This is a genomic window from Chroococcidiopsis thermalis PCC 7203 (assembly GCF_000317125.1).
Lineage (GTDB): Bacteria > Cyanobacteriota > Cyanobacteriia > Cyanobacteriales > Chroococcidiopsidaceae > Chroococcidiopsis > Chroococcidiopsis thermalis.
This window is the reverse complement of sequence record NC_019695.1, coordinates 1,950,887-1,968,070: the sequence shown is the minus strand read 5'-3', so window position 1 is coordinate 1,968,070 and position 17,184 is coordinate 1,950,887. Positions and strand designations below refer to the sequence as shown.

The 17,184-nt window shown below is 44.7% G+C and carries 18 protein-coding genes; 10 read left to right on the top strand and 8 right to left on the bottom strand.

Annotated features, from left to right (window positions below; all coding sequences use genetic code 11):
* The first annotated feature begins 1 nt into the window (after position 1).
* The 4 genes from CHRO_RS08720 (at position 2) to CHRO_RS08710 (ending at position 3,038) form a co-directional block, all read left to right on the top strand.
* Positions 2-433: a DUF6335 family protein gene (locus CHRO_RS08720; protein WP_015153835.1), complete on the top strand. Its 432-nt coding sequence runs from the start codon at positions 2-4 to the stop codon at positions 431-433.
* A 31-nt stretch (positions 434-464) separates the two neighbouring features.
* Entirely contained in the window at positions 465-1,271 is an 807-nt protein-coding gene (locus CHRO_RS08715; protein WP_084739205.1) for a PD-(D/E)XK nuclease family protein, read from the top strand.
* Positions 1,272-1,367: 96 nt separating this feature from the next.
* A complete protein-coding gene (locus CHRO_RS35040) occupies positions 1,368-1,481 on the top strand; it encodes an MGMT family protein (RefSeq protein WP_199197710.1) in 114 nt (37 codons plus the stop codon).
* A gap of 183 nt (positions 1,482-1,664) precedes the next feature.
* Positions 1,665-3,038, top strand: coding sequence for a glutamine synthetase family protein (locus CHRO_RS08710; RefSeq protein ID WP_219336115.1), 1,374 nt, complete (start codon positions 1,665-1,667; stop codon positions 3,036-3,038).
* 63 nt (positions 3,039-3,101) lie between these two features.
* On the opposite strand, the gene CHRO_RS29510 is transcribed toward CHRO_RS08710, so the two are convergent.
* The gene (locus CHRO_RS29510) at positions 3,102-3,785 is read right to left on the bottom strand and encodes a hypothetical protein (protein ID WP_015153832.1); all 684 of its coding nucleotides are present in this window, start codon (positions 3,783-3,785) and stop codon (positions 3,102-3,104) included.
* Positions 3,786-4,054: 269 nt separating this feature from the next.
* Between CHRO_RS29510 and CHRO_RS08700 the strand changes: the two genes are divergently transcribed.
* The gene (locus CHRO_RS08700) at positions 4,055-4,564 is read left to right on the top strand and encodes an allophycocyanin subunit beta (RefSeq protein ID WP_015153831.1); all 510 of its coding nucleotides are present in this window, start codon (positions 4,055-4,057) and stop codon (positions 4,562-4,564) included.
* A gap of 25 nt (positions 4,565-4,589) precedes the next feature.
* Here CHRO_RS08700 and CHRO_RS08695 read toward each other — a convergent pair whose 3' ends face one another.
* A complete protein-coding gene (locus tag CHRO_RS08695; protein ID WP_015153830.1) occupies positions 4,590-5,828 on the bottom strand; it encodes a DUF445 domain-containing protein in 1,239 nt (412 codons plus the stop codon).
* Between the two features lie 181 nt (positions 5,829-6,009).
* Positions 6,010-6,702 carry a bifunctional demethylmenaquinone methyltransferase/2-methoxy-6-polyprenyl-1,4-benzoquinol methylase UbiE gene (gene ubiE, locus CHRO_RS08690; protein WP_015153829.1) on the bottom strand — a complete coding sequence of 231 codons (693 nt, stop codon included), beginning with the start codon at positions 6,700-6,702 and terminating at the stop codon, positions 6,010-6,012.
* A 317-nt stretch (positions 6,703-7,019) separates the two neighbouring features.
* On the opposite strand from ubiE, the gene CHRO_RS08685 reads away from it, so the two are divergent.
* On the top strand, positions 7,020-8,081 hold the full coding sequence (locus CHRO_RS08685) for a RuBisCO accumulation factor 1 (protein ID WP_015153828.1): 1,062 nt from the start codon (positions 7,020-7,022) through the stop codon (positions 8,079-8,081).
* A gap of 253 nt (positions 8,082-8,334) precedes the next feature.
* Here the strand turns inward: CHRO_RS08685 and thrS are convergent, their stop codons facing one another.
* On the bottom strand, positions 8,335-10,191 hold the full coding sequence (gene thrS, locus CHRO_RS08680; RefSeq protein WP_015153827.1) for a threonine--tRNA ligase: 1,857 nt from the start codon (positions 10,189-10,191) through the stop codon (positions 8,335-8,337).
* A gap of 256 nt (positions 10,192-10,447) precedes the next feature.
* Between thrS and CHRO_RS08675 the strand changes: the two genes are divergently transcribed.
* The 3 genes from CHRO_RS08675 to CHRO_RS08665 all read left to right on the top strand — a co-directional run bounded on the left by CHRO_RS08675 (position 10,448) and on the right by CHRO_RS08665 (position 12,426).
* Positions 10,448-10,783, top strand: coding sequence for a DUF2605 domain-containing protein (locus CHRO_RS08675; protein WP_015153826.1), 336 nt, complete (start codon positions 10,448-10,450; stop codon positions 10,781-10,783).
* A gap of 189 nt (positions 10,784-10,972) precedes the next feature.
* Entirely contained in the window at positions 10,973-11,299 is a 327-nt protein-coding gene (locus CHRO_RS08670) for a DUF2973 domain-containing protein (RefSeq protein WP_015153825.1), read from the top strand.
* Between the two features lie 596 nt (positions 11,300-11,895).
* Complete coding sequence (locus CHRO_RS08665) at positions 11,896-12,426, top strand: hypothetical protein (protein ID WP_015153824.1); 531 nt, start codon at positions 11,896-11,898, stop codon at positions 12,424-12,426.
* Positions 12,427-12,490: 64 nt separating this feature from the next.
* Here CHRO_RS08665 and CHRO_RS33240 read toward each other — a convergent pair whose 3' ends face one another.
* Complete coding sequence (locus CHRO_RS33240) at positions 12,491-13,105, bottom strand: hypothetical protein (protein ID WP_015153823.1); 615 nt, start codon at positions 13,103-13,105, stop codon at positions 12,491-12,493.
* Positions 13,106-13,593: 488 nt separating this feature from the next.
* Here CHRO_RS33240 and CHRO_RS08655 point away from each other — a divergent pair, with 488 nt between their 5' ends.
* Entirely contained in the window at positions 13,594-14,223 is a 630-nt protein-coding gene (locus tag CHRO_RS08655) for a DUF1802 family protein (RefSeq protein ID WP_015153822.1), read from the top strand.
* Here CHRO_RS08655 and CHRO_RS08650 read toward each other — a convergent pair.
* From CHRO_RS08650 to CHRO_RS08640, 3 genes are read right to left on the bottom strand one after another with little or no spacing between them, the layout of a single operon-like run.
* Positions 14,157-15,224 carry a WD40 repeat domain-containing protein gene (locus CHRO_RS08650; RefSeq protein WP_015153821.1) on the bottom strand — a complete coding sequence of 356 codons (1,068 nt, stop codon included), beginning with the start codon at positions 15,222-15,224 and terminating at the stop codon, positions 14,157-14,159. The genes CHRO_RS08655 and CHRO_RS08650 overlap by 67 nt on opposite strands.
* A gap of 3 nt (positions 15,225-15,227) precedes the next feature.
* Positions 15,228-15,509 (bottom strand): hypothetical protein, encoded by a 282-nt coding sequence (locus CHRO_RS08645; protein ID WP_041462407.1) that lies wholly within the window; start codon positions 15,507-15,509, stop codon positions 15,228-15,230.
* A complete protein-coding gene (locus CHRO_RS08640) occupies positions 15,497-16,468 on the bottom strand; it encodes a CobW family GTP-binding protein (RefSeq protein ID WP_015153820.1) in 972 nt (323 codons plus the stop codon). Before CHRO_RS08640 ends, CHRO_RS08645 begins: the two co-directional genes overlap by 13 nt.
* Positions 16,469-17,184: the final 716 nt, after the last annotated feature.

Genomic DNA, 17,184 nt, shown 5'->3' with positions numbered 1-17,184 from the left:
TATGGCAGGTACAAATCCTTCTGATGCAGTCAACCCTTCATCAAAGCCATCAGTTGAAAATGAAGAGTTGTTATTAGCAGATCTCATTGGTACGGACAATATCGACATAGTCTTCGAGGAATTGAGCGATCGCGACGCGGAAATCGGTACGATTCTGAAACGTTTGAAAAATCCATCGATCTATGGTGAAGACGTGACGGGCGGCGATCTTGACGATGATTGGTATCAAGCCGAGGTTGTCGGTGAAGAAGCAGTTGGGGGAGACAATCCCACCCCCGATCAAAGCGTGACTGAGAATCTGTTGCATTCAATGGGGATTACCTCAATAGACGGACAGCCAGTAGAAACCTGGAAAAATTTGCAGCAACGCGATCTCGAACGCTGGGAACTCAACCCTGAATCGTCAGAAGATTATCGGGAACACGGAGAATAATTTGAATCAAATCGCCTGCGATCGCACTATGATGCGTCTATCTCAAGGACAACTCAACTTGCTAGAACGTTGCCCGCGTCAATTTCAACATACCTATTTAGATCTATTCGGTTCGCCTACGACATCGGAACAACAAGAAAGACAAGCTTGGGGAAGTCGGTTTCACTTGCTGATGCAACAGCGAGAATTGGGCTTGCCAATTGAATCTTTAGTGCAGGAAGAAATCCAGTTACAACACTGGATGAATGCCTTTGCGACTGCTGCACCAGAAATTTTAAATCTAGATGCAAATCGGCAGATTTTTCGCGAAAGCGAACATTACCGCACGCTGCAAGTGCAAGATTATTTATTATCGGTTATTTACGACTTATTAATCGCAGACGATCGCCAAGCCCAAATTTTCGACTGGAAGACAAACCCCAAATTACCAAAAAAAGCTCAGCTCGAAAAGAATTGGCAGACAAAGCTATATTTATATGTCTTAGCCGCAACCAGCGATTACCTACCAGAACAGATTTCGATGACTTATTGGTATGTCCCATCTTCTCTAGAAGTAGCGCAGCCAAAATCGTTACACCAAATTAAATTTACCTACAGTCAAGCCAAACACGAAAAAACAGCTAAAGAATTACAGCAGTTATTACATAGATTTACCTATTGGTTGAAATGCTACGAACTAGGCGAACCATTTCCGCAAATTCCAGAGGGAAATAAAAACTGCGAATATTGTCAATTTGCCACTCGTTGCCAGCGCGATCGCGATCGCGACGATTCAGCAGCTAGCAGTCAAAATTGGTTGCCCGATTTAGTAGATATTCCAGAAGTTTCTTTTGGTTGAGATTTAACCCCATCTATTACAACTAGCCGATGCAAGAATACGTCAAAGGTAGAATCTTTAACAAATTATCTCAGTGGTCGTTCGCTCTTCCCCAATTTGCCTTATGATGTCAAAGCTACTGCATTTCAACTGCAAGTTTGGCAGGCGCTACAAACCATTCCCATTGGTACGACCGTAACATACAGCGATATTACCCGCAGTATCGGGTAGCCAACTGCCATCCGCGCCGTTGTCCGTGCCTGTGCGACTAACCCAATTGCCCTCATTTTTACCTGTCATTCGGGTAGTTACTACAGGTAGTTTAGAAGGCGATCGCTAGGGAATTACCTGCAAGCAAGCACTACTGGAGTTAGAGCAAAGGTATTCAAAGCAACAGTATACGGAACCTCAAAAATGAATTTCCACGGCAATGCAGGAAGCGCCATGATGCAAGACACGATTTATAAAACCTTACAGGCAAGTAGGGTGCAATTTATTCGTATTCTCTGGTGCGACAATGCCAATATCATTCGTGGCAAAGCAATACACATCGGCGCGTTATCTCAGCTAGTGGATTATGGAGTCGGCATTAGTGCGGCACAGCAAGCGGTTCCCGTGATGCACGACGCGGTAGTGGCGGAAACGGGGTTGAGTCCTGTAGGTGAAATTCGCCTAATCCCAGATTGGAATACCTTGAGCGTACTGCCTTATTCTACAGGTCACGCTCGCGCGATTGGCGATATGATGCAAGATGGCATTCCTTGGGCTTACTGTCCGCGAGACTTTTTGAAACGAGCGATCGCGGCGGCGCAAGAAGCAGGGATAGAGGTGATGGCAGCGTTTGAAAATGAATTTTATCTACTCCATCCATCTGAGAATGGATTGGGAGTAGAACCAGGCGATCGCACGGTCTTTGCTTCTACTTTCGCGATGGATGCTAATTTAGCAGTTATTAACGAAATTGCTGAAGCCCTCCTCGCCCAAAATATCCCTGTAGAACAGTACCATCCCGAATCTGGTGGCGGACAACATGAAATTTCAGTGCGTTACACCCGCGCTTTGTCAGCAGCAGATTACCAAATTGCTTTTCGGGAAACCGTGCGTGCAGTAGCATTGCGCCACAAACTCAAAGCCTCGTTTCTACCAAAAATCTTTGCCGAACAAGCGGGTAGTGGTTGTCACCTGCACCTGAGTCTCTGGCAAGATGGTAAAAATCTGATTTCCGACACTGGAAACGCGCCTGGAATCTCAAAAATTGCCCGTGCTTTTATTGCTGGCATTTTGGAGCATTTACCCGCCTTGATGGCACTGACTACCCCTAGTATCAACTCCTATCGTCGCATTCGCCCTCACTCCTGGAGTGGGGCTTTTCGCACTTGGGGATACGACAACCGCGAAGCCGCGATCCGAGTCCCTAGCGATCCTGCAAGTCCCAGTCCGACGCAGATTGAAATCAAAACTGTTGATGCTTCTGCCAATCCCTACATCGCTCTAGGCGCAGTCATCACCGCTGGATTGGACGGCGTGCGTCGTCAACTCGAACCAAAAGAGGCGATCGCAGTTGACCCAGGATCTATGTCCCAATCGGAACGAGCAGCGAAGGGAATTGATGCCCTACCAACAAATCTAGGTGAGGCGATCGCGCATCTCCAAACCGATAAAGTTCTCCTCGATGCTTTAGGCAAAGAACTCGCTCAAGCATACATTGCCGTCCGTCTGGCTGAGTGGGAAGCCATGAAAAATTGGGCGTTGAAAGAAGAAGTAAAGTTGTTATTGGAAAGATATTAAGGAAGTCAAAAGTCAAAAGTTCAAAGTCAAAAGTTCAAAGTAGGGTGGACAATGCCCACTTTACTAACTTTGAAATATGCTTTTATCAATATTTGAAAAGACTTCGTGCTGAAAATTTTTGGGAATATCTTCTGTAGCAATTTGATTTGAGCTAAGAATTGATAGAGCTTCCCGCATCAACTCGTTTTGCTCTTGATTAAGCAGGGCTAACTTAGCAGAAATTTCTAATAGTCGCTGGTGTTGCTCGGTATAATTTGTTTGCCCGTCTGATGTCGGTAAGACGTGCATTTGATGCATGTTTCTTCGAGTAGGTTTTAGGCTAAATCGAGCGAATAATTTATGCAGCGATCGCCAGCTCATTTGAATTAAAAAATACCCTAATTTCAGCGGCATTTGTAATACGGACAAACAGAACTTTTCAAGCAAGCGTCCGATAGATTTAATTAAACTCCAGGCAATCGCAATGACAAATAACAGTATAATTACACTTATAATGGGGTGTTCTATTGCCCAATTCAGAACTTGTAGCGATCGCTCTACGGTTGGATGTGCTTCTAACCAACTCTGAAACACAGTCGCCTGCGTGGAGGCAATCGGTGCGATCGCCTGATCTGCTAGACTGCCAGCAGCATCTTGAGTTGTGGTAGTTATCCGCGCGATCGTATGGCTAAAAGTATCGCCAGCCGCAGCTACCCAATCTTTTGTTCGCTCCAGAATTGAAGTGCCATTTTCTGCTTGAGATCTCATCCTCAACAATCTCCTGCGATCGTGCTATCTCAAGCCTATCTCTGCCAACTCATTTTGAGCAGATGGCATAAATTTGTAGAGAGTCACTATGCAGCTACGCTACAGATGAATACCAATAATCTCATTATAGTTAGAGCAAAATAGTTAGAGCAGATCGTTATGGTAGACTCAATCCTAAGACCCAATTTTTAGAACGATATATCACTCTTTTAGCTTCAGGTTTCCAGCGGAATAGTTGTTTTAATATAAACGTTTCGGAGAGGAATCTAATGCAAGATAAATTAACAAGCGTAGCCAAGAATTGCGATTTAACGGGTAGTTCTTTAAATCGCGAGGTTGTTGAGACTCTGAAAGAGTTTCTGGCTGATGGTGAGAAACGGGTACAGGTAGCAGGCGTTATTGGTTCCAATGCAGCTGAGATTGTCAAAACAGCAGTTAGTCTATTATTCCAAGAATATCCAGAGCTAGTTAGTCCAGGTGGCAATGCTTACACAACACGCCGCTACAATATGTACGTGCGAGATATGAACTACTTCTTGCGATATTGTAGCTATGCGATCGTGGCTGGAGATGCTAGCGTCTTAGACGAACGATTGCTGGCTGGTTTGCGAGATACGTTCAACTCTCTAGGAATCCCTTTAGGTCCCACTGCTCGAAGTATCCAGCTGATGAAAAATATCGTCAAAGAAAAGTTAGTGACGGCTGGAATGACTAACATTACGTTTGTCGATGAACCATTCGATTACGTCGTACGTGAGATTAGCGAAACGGAAATTTAGCAAAGTGTGGTGGGCAATGCCCACCCTACTGAATTTGTTGGAAAAATAACAATCCGGCTTGAAATAGTCCCACGACAAAACCGAGAACACCACCTAAGTTAACAATTGCCTGTAACTCATTTTTGACAATTCCTTCGATCGCAGCTTCTAATTCGGCAGGAGAGGTAGATTTGACGCGATCGATAATTACCTGGTCGATCGATAGAATTGGAAGTGCCTGTGCCACCAAATTTTCTAAATCTTGCTCTAAATAACGCTCCAAAATTAAAGATAACTCTTGACCGATCGCGGTTAGAGAAGAACTGAAAGCAGGAGAGTTACGCAAACGATTGAGCAGCACGCTAGCAGTATTTTCCCAATCAATCGAATCGCTAAATCCTTGAATAAACTCTGGTCCGTGAATTTGAGAATAGCCGATTGCTGTTTCTCGAATTGTATTGCGTAATTGCTTTACAGTAGAAACAGGTAAATTTTGCAACGATAAACTTTTCAACCAAACTTTAAGGCGCTCGCGGACTTGAAGCTCTTGAATTAACTCCTTAATCCGCGCATTCGTAACTTCTCTTTCGTCCAAACAAAACGTTCGCAGGCGCGCCAAAGTGTTACGCAAACCAAATAAGTTAGCAACTACCCAATACGTACCGCTCGTTTTTTCGCGAAAACTCTCATCAATAATTTGAATTGTGCGATCGGTTAAAAGATCGATGACTAACTGCCGAATTGCGTCTGGTGGAAGAACGACTTGCAGCAACCAATCAGCTAACCTCCCCGCTTGCTCGTCGCTGAGTTGAAACTCAAGTAATACCTGGTCGAAAATTTGATTGAGTTGAGTGCCTAAAAACTCTTCTCGTCGCAACAACACCTTAAACAAACGCGGTAAAGATTCCCCAACCAAATCGCGTAAAATTCCCGCCAGAATTTTGGTTGCTCTTTGATCTCTATCAGTACGAACCTGTTCGATCGCCAGTCTTAACAGCCATTCTATCCCTCCTCGCACTCGCTCCGGTTGCAGCAATCGCCGCGTCAACTTCTGCAATTCCTCTGGTGTCAGTAGAGAACCCATGATCGTGTCCGACACCCGCTTTGCCAAGCGTTCTTGGTTGCGAGGAATTAAACCAGGAGTAAAAGGTAATTGTCTTCCGGCAAAATAACGCGCTCGGTAGGGACGAAACAGCATTTTAATGGCTAAATCGTTCGTGAAATAGCCAATAATTGCTCCCGCGATCGGCGGACTAACATAAACCCAGAAATGAGACCAATCCATACAAGCAGGAGATGAGAGTTAGGGAGTGGGAAATGGGGAGTCGTAGGGGCGGGTGCGCGCAAATAGATAGTAACTGAGGCAATGAATTCTCGGTCAAAACCCGCCCGTACAGAAGTCGGGAAAGAGTGTAGTGCGTGTTTTAATTCCGAATTCCGAATTCCGAATTCCGAATTCCGAATTCCTAACCCCATCCCTTAGTTAAGACCAATATCCCCATCATACCGTTGGCAATTGGGTAGTGAGTGGCTGTTGCAAACCCTACTTCTTGCGAGAGTTGAACTTGTGCTTTACCTGAAGGAAATCGATCTAAACTGGGGCTGATATAGGCGTATTCTTCCGTGAGATTGAAGTGACGGGCGGCGGGAACGACGAGATTATCTAAGTACCATTGTTGAAAAGCTCTAAATTGAGGATTTTCAGGACGATGAAAGTCTAAAATTGCCGCTTTAGCGCCAGGTTTGAGAACTCGATGCAGTTCTTTTAAGCAACAAGGAATATCGATAACGTTGCGCAGTCCATAGCCCATCGTTGCAGCATCAAAATGATTATTGGCAAAAGGTAAATTCAATACATCTGCTTCTACCCAAGAAATCGGGGGTTGGGGATATTGGCTTTGGCTGCGTTGTTGGGCGATCGCCAGCAGTTGCGATGAAAAATCTACCCCGTATACTCGTCCGTTAGCTCCTACTTGACGGGCGAGACGCAGCGCTAAATCGCCGCTACCACAACATAGATCGACACAGGTATCCCCCAAGCTTGCTTGGCTCCACTTAACTGTCATTTGCTTCCAAATGCGGTGCTGACCTAAACTCAGCAAGTCATTTAAGCGATCGTAAACTGGGGCAATGCGATCGAATATCTGTTGAACTTCCATATGAGGGGTGAGGAGTGAGGAGTGAGGAGTGAGGGGATAAGGGAGAGGGGGAAGATAAGGGGGATAAGGGGAACAAAATTCAAAATTCAAAATTGGGACAAGGGAGACAAGGAGGACAAGAAGGAGTAGACAAGAGGAAGTAAAAGCTAGTTACTATCCTCTAAATTAGGATAAGGCTGGTTCTGACTAGGCAAACATTTGCACTACAAGAAATTTTAAATAGGTCAATCTAATAAAACTCTTACATATATAATCAAACAACGGATAATAAACGTTTTGTTCCCTCGCTCCTCACTCCTCGCTCCTCACTCCTCATCATGACTGAATCGCCCTCCAACCAACTCGACATCGAAGCCACGCTGACATCCCTGCGGCAAAAACAAGGTAGTTGGGTGGAATGGGGTCAAGCGATCGCCCAGTTGCAAAAAGCAGGGCAAACACCACAGCAGATCTTTGAAGCGACGGGATTTGAACCAGTGCAACAAAATCAGGTGATTGTAGGCGCGCAGGTTTATACTTCTTTAGAAAAAACAAATGCTTCTGAGGCAGTGCGATCGCGCTTTACTCAAAAAGGCAGCGATATTTTGTACGAACTGCGGTTGCTCAATAATGCAGAACGAGTCGCCGCAGCAGAATTTATCTTGGCTCACAACTTAGATGCGGATATGGCTAAGGAAGTGGCACGGGATATGAAAGAATTTTCTCGCCTGCGTAACTTACCCGAAGGATTTGCCGATCGTCCAGGGGATGCAATTGCTTATCAGTGTTGGCGACTGGCACGACAAAAATCAGATTTACAAGAGCGATCGCGATTAATTGCTAAGGGGCTAAGGTTTGCCGATTCGGATACGGCAAGACAAAAGATCGAACAGTTGCTTGTCGATTTTACCGTCGTTCCCAAGCGTCCGGCTCCAACCATCCCTTTTTATCGTCCAGACTCCGAAGATCAATTACCGCGATTGATTCCAGTTGTTGGGGAAATGCCGTTAAAATCGGCTGAAGTTCAAGCTGTACCAATAGTAGAAGCAGTAGAGCCTTTTCGGATTGTCAAGTTTGCTGGGGAACAGGCTTGGGTAGCCTTACCAGGTTGGCAAACAGTCCGCAGTGCTGAAGATCCGATCGCAATTTTGTGTCAAAGCGATCGCCTCCCCAATCAATCAGCTACAACATCGGAACCAGTTCTAGTCATTGCCGACCGTCACGCTAGAGAATGGGATGTCAATAGTTATTTTGTCTATGATGCAGCGGGGGAAGTTGACTTTGGTTGGTTTGAAACTCAACCAGATGTCAAGTTACTGGGAAAAATTGTTGTTGTCGTGCGTCCCAAGCACATTATTGATGAAGAGTTAACGAAGGATTCTTGGCAGATCGACGAGTAAAAAGTTACGCGCTTGAAGTTGCAGATCTCGATCCCCCCTAGCCCCCAATACGGTTCAGTTAAAAGCGATCGCTCCTCGAAGATCCCCCCTAGCCCCCCTTTCAAGGGGGGAAACAAAGCCCCTTTTTTAAGGGGGTTGGGGGATCGAGTCCGATTCAAAAGGGGAAATTTAAAGCCCCCTTTTTAAGGGGGTTGGGGGATCGAGGCTGACGGTGTGTCGTTACCGCTTTTTAATGGGGGCGTAATACTCAGGATTAGAAATTAGTGTAGTTGGCGATCGCCTTTTGCATCCTTTCCAACACCGCAGGGACAGAGATCGTGCCGAGATCTGCCGATGGTTTACCAGCAGTACGAACGCGGAGACTCAAACTATCGGACTCCACTTCTTTCGCCCCTACAACCGCCATGACGGGAATTTTTGCCTTTTCAGCATTGCGGATCATTTTCGGCAAGCGATCGCCACTGGTATCGACTTCTACGCGCATGTTGAGCGATCGCATCTTGTCTGCGACTTCTTTAGCAAACATCAATTGAGCATCGCTGACGGGCATTAATCGAGCTTGGATGGGTGCTAGCCACAAGGGAAAGTCTCCTGCATACTCTTCAATTAAAATCCCAATTAATCTTTCTAACGAGCCGAATGGAGCGCGATGAATCATTACTGGGCGCTGGCGCGTGCCATCCTCTGCAACATATTCCAAGTCAAAGCGTTCGGGTAAGTTGTAATCAACTTGTACCGTACCTAACTGCCATTCCCTTTCCAAAGCATCTTGGAAAATAAAATCGAGCTTGGGACCGTAGAATGCTGCTTCCCCAATTCCTTCAAAGTGGTTCATTTCTAGCTTTTCTACAGCGCGGCGAATTGCTCCTTCAGCTTTTGACCACGCCTCGTCAGAACCAATGTACTTATCCGAAGCCGGATCGCGGAAACTCAGTCTTGCTTTGAAATTTTTCAGTTGCAACTTGTTAAATACCGACAGAATCAAATCCACCACATTGAGAAATTCGCTGTCGAGTTGTTCTGGAGTCACGAATAGGTGAGAATCATCTACCGTAAAACCACGCACCCGCGTCAAACCACCCAATTCACCCGATTGTTCGTAACGGTATACAGTTCCAAACTCTGCCAACCGCATTGGTAATTCGCGATAAGAACGTAATTCGCTCTTGTAAATTTGGATGTGAAACGGGCAGTTCATCGGCTTGAGAACGAAACCCAATTCGTGGGCTGCTGCTTCCTCATTCTCTGCCATCAATGGAAACATATCCTCTTTATATTTCTGCCAGTGACCAGAGGTTTTGAATAAATCGACTCTGGCAATGTGGGGCGTTACCACAGGAAGATAGCCGCGTTTGAGCTGTTCTTGTTTGAGAAAATCTTCTAAAAGACTGCGTAACAGCGTTCCTTTGGGAGTCCACAGAGGTAAACCCGGTCCCACCTCATCGCTAAAGATAAATAGTCCTAGTTCTTTACCTAAGCGGCGATGGTCGCGTCTGAGGGCTTCTTCCTTACGACGCTTGTACTCAGCTAATTGCTGTTCTGATTCCCAAGCCGTGCCGTAAATTCGTTGTAGCTGCGCCTTGGTTTCATCACCGCGCCAGTATGCCCCAGCAACGCTTTCTAACTCAATTGCTTTGGGTTGCAACTCTGCCGTGTTGTTAAGATGGGGTCCAGCACACAAGTCCCACCATTCATCCCCCAAATGGTAGATCGTGATTGGTTCCTGCTTAATATCTGCCAGGATTTCTAGTTTATACGGCTCTTTAATTGCCTGAATCCGCTGTTCGGCTTCCTCGCGGCTGACTTCTTCCCTAATGACAGGCAATTTACGATTGATAATCTTCACCATCTCTTTCTGGATGGCTTTGAGATCTTTTTCTGTAAACGGTTCGGGATTGTCAAAATCGTAGTAAAATCCATTCTCAATCCAGGGTCCAATAGTCACCTGTGCTTTAGGAAATAACTTTTGCACCGCCATCGCCATGACATGAGAGGTAGTGTGGCGAATTTTCTGCAATGTCTCTGATTCACTGGTGCGAGGGAGATAAATTTTTTCCTGCGGTGCTTGTTCCTGCTGTTCCGGTTGACAATGGGATTCTGAACTAGACATTTTAATTACAAAACTATGTTGATGAGACTGTAAACCAATACCGTTTGCCTTCTATTGTAAGGAGTCAGGAGTCGGGAGTGGTAATTGGTAGTTAGTAGTTGGTATTGGCTCCCTCAGCTCCCTCAACCTCCTCAGCTTCCTCAGCTCTCTTTTCTCTGCTCCCTGCTCCCTGCTCCCAGTTACTTCTAATGACAGAATGTAAAGAATCTTGAACTAAGTTAAAATTAGTGGTAGGTTAGTAATCTACTTTTCATTCATGCTTAATCAAAACTTGCCAGAACCTGAGTTGTTAAAAACCTTACTCCAACCGCTACTTGAAGATTTTAAGTATTGGTTCGGGCGATCGCAAACGTTTTTAGAAAATGAGAAAGTTTCATTTTTAGAACCGCAACAGCAATCTGAATTGTTGGCAAGAGTTAAGCAAGCCCAGCAGGAGGTAAGTACAGCACAGCTCATGTTTCAGGCAACTGGGGGACAAGTAGGCATTGACATGGCAACGCTCGTACCCTGGCATCAATTAGTGACAGAATGTTGGAAAGTGGCAATTCGCTTCCGGTCGGAGCAGGCAACACAGCCAGAGGTAGAACTTTAAAGAATTTTATTTAGATAAAGTGTTCCTTGTAATATACATGCTTGACTGAAATATTCTGAGTAGACGATTGTATATCGAAGCAAATTCTGTGATGCTAGAGATAACGGTCAATGCCTTTAGCAAAGCGGTAAAAGTTCGTAAAAACTCGCAAAAAACTGTATAGACTGGCTGGCTTGGAGAAAAAACTCGATGTTACACTTACTTTACATCCTTGCTTTTACTATCCTAGCGTTGATAGCTGTAAGCAATCTAATTCGCAACTTAATTATGTTCAGTTTCGAGCGCGATCGCACGTTTGCTGCACCGCGATCGCCCATGCAAAATAGAGGGAATCTTCCCTATATCTCAAATCGCTCCGTACCTCACCCTGAATTACTGGACGCAGCTGGTAACCCTATCGGAGAACCGCTGTTAGTCATGCGGTCTATTGATGTTGAAGACGCCCGCGCCCAATTAGACGCACTTTATGAGGCTTCTCCTGGTTGTAGTAGCGAAAGCAAGGAGGAAGAAGCATAATTTGAATCAATTCTGTCTGCTTTACATCAAGTAAAAACTTTTTAACTACAAACTTTAACTATATACATCAACTCCTATTTATTCAGGGCAAAGTCCTGCGTGATAAATGGAGTTTTTTTATGGTCATTGGATAGTTAGGAGTGAGGGGCGATCGATTTTGACTTCTGTACAGGCGGGGTTATCAAACAATTTTGAATAGGGCAAATATTTTCAGTGAACCCGCCCCTACAACTTTTGACTGTCTACGCGATCGCAGATATTTTGCATAAGAAACATTTTTATCCTTAACTTTGATACATGAAATAATTTGAGGAATTAGATATTTGTACTTAATTTCAATCGTAGCTCGGACACCTTAATATCTCTTAACTTCAAGATTGAAATCTCAAAGAAATTAGCGATAAAGCTTATCATTATATTTCAATTCTTCTCTCGACTACTTTGTTCGATCTAAGTTGTTTTTAGCAAGATATAAAAACGAAAAATAAGCCTAACTCTAAGTAGGTGCAACTGGTAATGTTGCCTGTATGACTGAGTGATGGTGGCTAAACAACAGTTAATAACTATCGAACAAAGCGGATTTAGAGGAGGAGCAGATGGTTTTAGTAAAACATAGATGCACCGTGGGTACATTTACAACTCGTCAGGAAGCAGAACAAGCATTTGCCAAATTATATTGTGCGGGTTTTCCTATTAGTCATATTTCTGTAGCCAGTAAAGATGCAGCATTATTGGCAGATTTGAGAGCGGCAATTCAGAGAACTCAAGCTGGCGCACTCGCAACAGAACAAACAGAAAAATCGCCCTGTGCCATGATTGTCGGTAGCACAGTCGGCGCGATCGGTGGTTGTTTAGTAAGTATTGGTATTTTACTGGTACCAGGAGTTGCTCCAACGTTAGCTGTTGGCACGGTAGGAACAACTTTAGCTGCGACTTTATTCGGTACGGGAATTGGATTGGCTTGTGGTGGTGCGATCTCAACCTTAAACTGCGCTGACAGACTGACAGTAAGTACAAATGTAGAAAGCGATCGCTCTTTCCCACAAGAGTATTTAGTCATCGTAGAAGGCACGGATGCAGAAGCACGCCGCGCCCAGAGAATTTTGACAAATGGGGCTAGCGGTTAGGTAGAATTCGGAATTCGGAATTCGGAATTAAATACTTGTTGACTGACTGCTAGCCGCTAATGTTTTATCGAGGGGTTGTCTGAGAACCACTTTGAGATGGAGTTTTCTTAGAGCCACTGGGCTTGCTGCTAGGGGTCATCTCCGAATCACTAGAACTATTAGGGCTAGTCATGCTACCGCTACCTGGAGTGGTGCTGCTACCCGGAGTCATCGTGCCGCTACCAGAGTTAGAAGGAGTCGTAGTGCCATTGGAATCAGAACCAGTACCCGGATAAGTGGTAGTACCTGGAGTCGTGCTGCTGCCTGGAGTCGTGCTGCTGCCTGGAGTCGTGCTGCCAGGATAAGTGGTAGTACCTGGAGTCGTGCTGCTGCCTGGAGTCGTGCTGCCAGGATAAGTGGTAGTACCTGGAGTGGTGCTACTGCCTGGAGTCGTGCTGCTGCCTGGAGTCGTGCTACTACCTGGAGTCGTGCTGCTGCCTGGTGACATTTCTGTACCAGTAGAAGAACCACTGCCACTACTAGGGCTAGAAGTAGACTGAGCTAAAAACTGTCTGGTATTTCCATCGGAGGAATTAGGTAGAGCAAACGCTGGTAAACCGAGTAAAGCGCTAGCACCAGCAATTCCAAGTAAGCTAAAAAGTTTTGTATTCAAGCTTTTCTTAGTTATATTTCCGCCCATTTTTATTTCCTCACTTGCTGTGGTGTTACAGTCAATAACTTTGTAACTGTCTTGGCAATACTAACAAAGAAATTTCAGTGCTGACGACGATAATTATGATTTCAAATAAGCCAATTTGCTTAAATAATTGAGTCAGAAAATCATCGAAAAACGTTGCTGTGTTTGATTTAGTTCCCAATTGTTTTATAAATTGCTTTAAAGTTATACAGTAGTTTTATTTAGCTGTGCTATCGATCGCCATTCGTCTTGACCAAACCATTACTAGGATGGAAATTGAGAGAAGTACTATGCTGTTCCACAACAAAAAAAAGACCGCATCAGTGAATGCAATCGCGAGTTATGAGAATACTTAATTAGACCATTTTTTCAGGAACTTATCGTCACTTAACCTAGTCGAACTATTGTTGAGCAAATTATTGTTTGAATTGATGGCAGCAACACAATAGAAGTGGTAATTATTAGAGAGGGCAAATTATAGAGATTTACCGATGTTACTAACCACAATCCACGCACTCAAGGAATGGGCGGTTGCTGTTAACGCGATCGAACGGGGCGAAACGATCTTACTATTGCGTAAAGGTGGTATCCGTGAAAGTGGCGGACAATTTCAAGTCGATCGCGACGAGGTTCTGCTTTACCCCACTTACGAACACCAACAGCCCGAATTACTCAAGCCTGAGTATGCTTCGCAAGTTACCCCAGTAGCATCTGGTTGGCATCCTGAGACAATTAAAATCGGCAGTTGGGCAAAGATTACTGATATTGTGCCAGTGTTAGACGAGACAATTGTGAATGCTTTGCTACCGTTCCATGTTTGGAACGAAAAATTTATTCGCGATCGCCTCAAATGGAAACCCCGTCAACCCGTGTATGTCTTACTTTTGCGGGCTTATAAGTTATCCCGATCGCGTCAAATTGCCTATCGTGTTGAATATGGGGGTTGCAGATCGTGGATCGATTTAAATGAAGCGATCGATCTTGAGGCTGCTACACCAGTTTTAGATGATGTCACCTACGAGCAAAAAGTTTCAGAAATTCGGCAGGCGATCGACTATTTACCGCGACCAAATCCAGTTCCCCGCGAAGCTTTTGACCACAGCAACAATTCCCCTGCTTGACTCCCTGCTGCTAATTTTTGCCCTTGAGGATGCCAAGCTAGACAAGATAACCCATCAGTTGCATCGTCGATTAACTGCGCGATACGCTTGGCTTTTTGCCACAAACACAGCCAACCATCAACCGCCGCCGAAGCGAGAAGTAGACTACCAGGTTGAAAGGCGATCGCTTGTACGATATCTGTATGTCGCTGCAACAATCTACTATCCCAGCCTAAATTTTCATCCTCTAGTTTTTCCCATACCACAATCCCTTCAACGCTAGCTGAGGCAAGTAGCGGTGCGTCTCGTTGCGTCTTAATACTTGACCAAGCTAGGTGACGAATCTTACCAGGAAAGCCCCGCATCACCCAGGGATTGGGATTGCCCCATTCTAAAACTGTAATCGTCCGATCCATGTTTCCAGAAGCGATATATTTGCCATCAGGTGACCAAGCGATCGCCAGACTTGCCGATGGTATATCCATAACGTACGGATCGTCATCCCAATCTGTTGCATCCCAAACCTTTGCCCCCTGATATCCCGCGATCGCCAAATACTGTCCATCTGGATGCCAGTCTATTCCTAATACAGAAGAATTCTCAAAATTGAGAGTAACAACAATCTCCTCTGTATTTGCATCCCACACTTGGACGTAGCGCCCCAAACTAAAAGCTAGTTGGTTACTTCTAGGATTCCAAGCCAACTTATCCACCCAAGCAGGAGCATTTTCCAAAGTGGCAATCAATTGGCGATCGCACCAGCGCCAAATTCTAACTCGTCCATCCTGTCCTCCTGTAGCCAGAAATTGCCCGTCATGAGAGAAGGCGAGACAATCAACTGATGTACCACTATTTGTCTGTAGAGGAACGAGTGTTTCCCCATCCCACAGTGTCACCCCTCCCGCCGCGTCGCTAGCAACGATTTGACCGTCACTCGACCAAGCGATCGCGGTGACGTAATCCTCCAGAGTTGTGCATGTATGGAGTTCGAGTAATTGGTTGCTAGTTGTGGGGAATTTCATAATTTAGAAAATTTGGTAATGGGTAATAGGTAGTTGGTAGTTGGTAATGGGTAGTTGGTAATTGGTAATTGGTAATTGGTAATTGGAATTGGTAATTATTCCCCCTTGTCTCCCCCCTCTCCCTTGTCTCCCCCCTCTCCCTTGTCTCCCCCCCTCTCCCTTGTCTCCCTTGTCTCCCTTCCCCGATTCCTGTACAGGCGGGTTTAGTAGCGGAACTATTTGTTGTTCGCCAGGATCTTCAAAAAAACCCGCCCCTACGACTCCCGACTCCCTTAAATCAAACAAGCCCGAAAATCTTCTTTCAGCTTGTCTGCATCTAAATTGCGCCCGATAAATACTAATTCGTTTTTTCTTTCGTCGTCAGATTTCCAGGGGCGATCGCGCGTACCTTCAAATAGCATGTGTACCCCCTGAAATACGTAGCGGTGGTCGTCTCCAGCAATATTTAAAATACCTTTCATGCGAAAGATATCGGGTCCCTGTGTTTGCAATAAGTAAGATAACCAATCGTTCAACTTTTGCATATCGAGAGTCCCTGGTTCGACAATGGCAATGGAACCTACAGTTTCATCGTGTTCGTGGGCATCTTCTCCTAAAAAGTTTGGATCGATCTCTAGGGCGCGTTTGAGATCGAAGGCTTGCACGCCTAAGAGTGCATCCATACCCAATTCAGAGTTACGGGTGTGGTAGATTTTGGCGATCGCATTCATGCCACGAATTCGCCGTTCCAATTCTGCTAACTCTGTTTCTGAGACTAAATCGATCTTATTGAGCAATATCACGTCGGCAAAAGCAATCTGTTCTTGAGCTTCATCTGCTTCCCAGTGCTGCCAAATGTGCTTGGCATCTACCACTGTTACGACTGCATCTAAAGATAGCTGGGTTTGCATATCTTCATCGACAAAGAATGTCTGAATCACGGGCGCAGGATCGGCTAACCCAGTGGTTTCAATTACCAAATGGTCAAATTTATCGCGCCGCCGCATTAAATTACCAATAATCCGAATTAAGTCACCGCGCACGGTACAGCAGATGCAACCATTATTCATCTCAAAGATTTCTTCGTCTGCATCAATCACCAATTGGTTATCGATTCCTACTTCCCCAAACTCATTGACAATTACAGCTACTTTCTTACCGTGTTCGTGGGTCAGAATGCGATTGAGTAGGGTTGTCTTACCCGATCCGAGATAGCCCGTCAGTACGGTAACGGGGACTACATTATCTGCTGCTGTAGTTACCATAGCTCAACTTGTTTACCTTACATAATTTAGAATGATAACCATTCCTATACAATTTTACAGCCTGACGCGCACTACAATTTGCGCCGTAATTACTGGAGCGAGTAGCAGCCTGCGCTACAGCGACTTAAAATTAAATTTGGGCAGGCGAGCTAAATCTCTCTAACAGATAGAGACAGGGAGACAATTTCATTGTAGGGTGGGCAATGCCCACGATTAACTCAAATTACTATAGCACTCAGGGCGATAATTGTTTTCCAAAAACAATATAACAAAGATAAAATGAAGAAAGCATTCAATACTGGAAATTAAACAACAAATTTAATTCCACTTCAAGTTGTTCAAACAATTAATTAAGCCAGTCATAAAGTTATATAGCAATCCTATTTAATTCATGAACGTGGAGCAGGCTTCTAGCCTGCGGCAGGCTAGAAGCCCACTTTACAAATCATTGAGAACTGCTATATATTGCCTAATTTTAAAGAAAATCGAATATTCTTAGCTCGAATATAGATTTATTAGTCGCCGGGCAATGCCTACCCTACTAAAATCTGAAACCTTCTCACTCAGTAGATGTAAATCTCAGTTGTAGCCATAAATTGAATGACAACAAACTTAAAAAAAACATACGAGCTGTTGTAAAGTAATAAAGTTCTAGACTTTTAATTCTTATTTTAATAAATTTTTCGATTAAATTTTTATTTAAACCTAACACATAA

What these genes read in the sequence shown, in the direction of transcription:
- CHRO_RS08720 (WP_015153835.1), top strand. Translation starts at nt 2, where the DNA reads ATGGCAGGTACAAATCCTTCTGATGCAGTCAACCCTTCATCAAAGCCA.
- CHRO_RS08715 (WP_084739205.1), top strand. Translation starts at nt 465, where the DNA reads ATGCGTCTATCTCAAGGACAACTCAACTTGCTAGAACGTTGCCCGCGT.
- CHRO_RS08710 (WP_219336115.1), top strand. Translation starts at nt 1,665, where the DNA reads ATGAATTTCCACGGCAATGCAGGAAGCGCCATGATGCAAGACACGATT.
- CHRO_RS29510 (WP_015153832.1), bottom strand. Translation starts at nt 3,785, where the DNA reads ATGAGATCTCAAGCAGAAAATGGCACTTCAATTCTGGAGCGAACAAAA.
- CHRO_RS08700 (WP_015153831.1), top strand. Translation starts at nt 4,055, where the DNA reads ATGCAAGATAAATTAACAAGCGTAGCCAAGAATTGCGATTTAACGGGT.
- CHRO_RS08695 (WP_015153830.1), bottom strand. Translation starts at nt 5,828, where the DNA reads ATGGATTGGTCTCATTTCTGGGTTTATGTTAGTCCGCCGATCGCGGGA.
- ubiE (WP_015153829.1), bottom strand. Translation starts at nt 6,702, where the DNA reads ATGGAAGTTCAACAGATATTCGATCGCATTGCCCCAGTTTACGATCGC.
- CHRO_RS08685 (WP_015153828.1), top strand. Translation starts at nt 7,020, where the DNA reads ATGACTGAATCGCCCTCCAACCAACTCGACATCGAAGCCACGCTGACA.
- thrS (WP_015153827.1), bottom strand. Translation starts at nt 10,191, where the DNA reads ATGTCTAGTTCAGAATCCCATTGTCAACCGGAACAGCAGGAACAAGCA.
- CHRO_RS08675 (WP_015153826.1), top strand. Translation starts at nt 10,448, where the DNA reads ATGCTTAATCAAAACTTGCCAGAACCTGAGTTGTTAAAAACCTTACTC.
- CHRO_RS08670 (WP_015153825.1), top strand. Translation starts at nt 10,973, where the DNA reads ATGTTACACTTACTTTACATCCTTGCTTTTACTATCCTAGCGTTGATA.
- CHRO_RS08665 (WP_015153824.1), top strand. Translation starts at nt 11,896, where the DNA reads ATGGTTTTAGTAAAACATAGATGCACCGTGGGTACATTTACAACTCGT.
- CHRO_RS33240 (WP_015153823.1), bottom strand. Translation starts at nt 13,105, where the DNA reads ATGGGCGGAAATATAACTAAGAAAAGCTTGAATACAAAACTTTTTAGC.
- CHRO_RS08655 (WP_015153822.1), top strand. Translation starts at nt 13,594, where the DNA reads ATGTTACTAACCACAATCCACGCACTCAAGGAATGGGCGGTTGCTGTT.
- CHRO_RS08650 (WP_015153821.1), bottom strand. Translation starts at nt 15,224, where the DNA reads ATGAAATTCCCCACAACTAGCAACCAATTACTCGAACTCCATACATGC.
- CHRO_RS08640 (WP_015153820.1), bottom strand. Translation starts at nt 16,468, where the DNA reads ATGGTAACTACAGCAGCAGATAATGTAGTCCCCGTTACCGTACTGACG.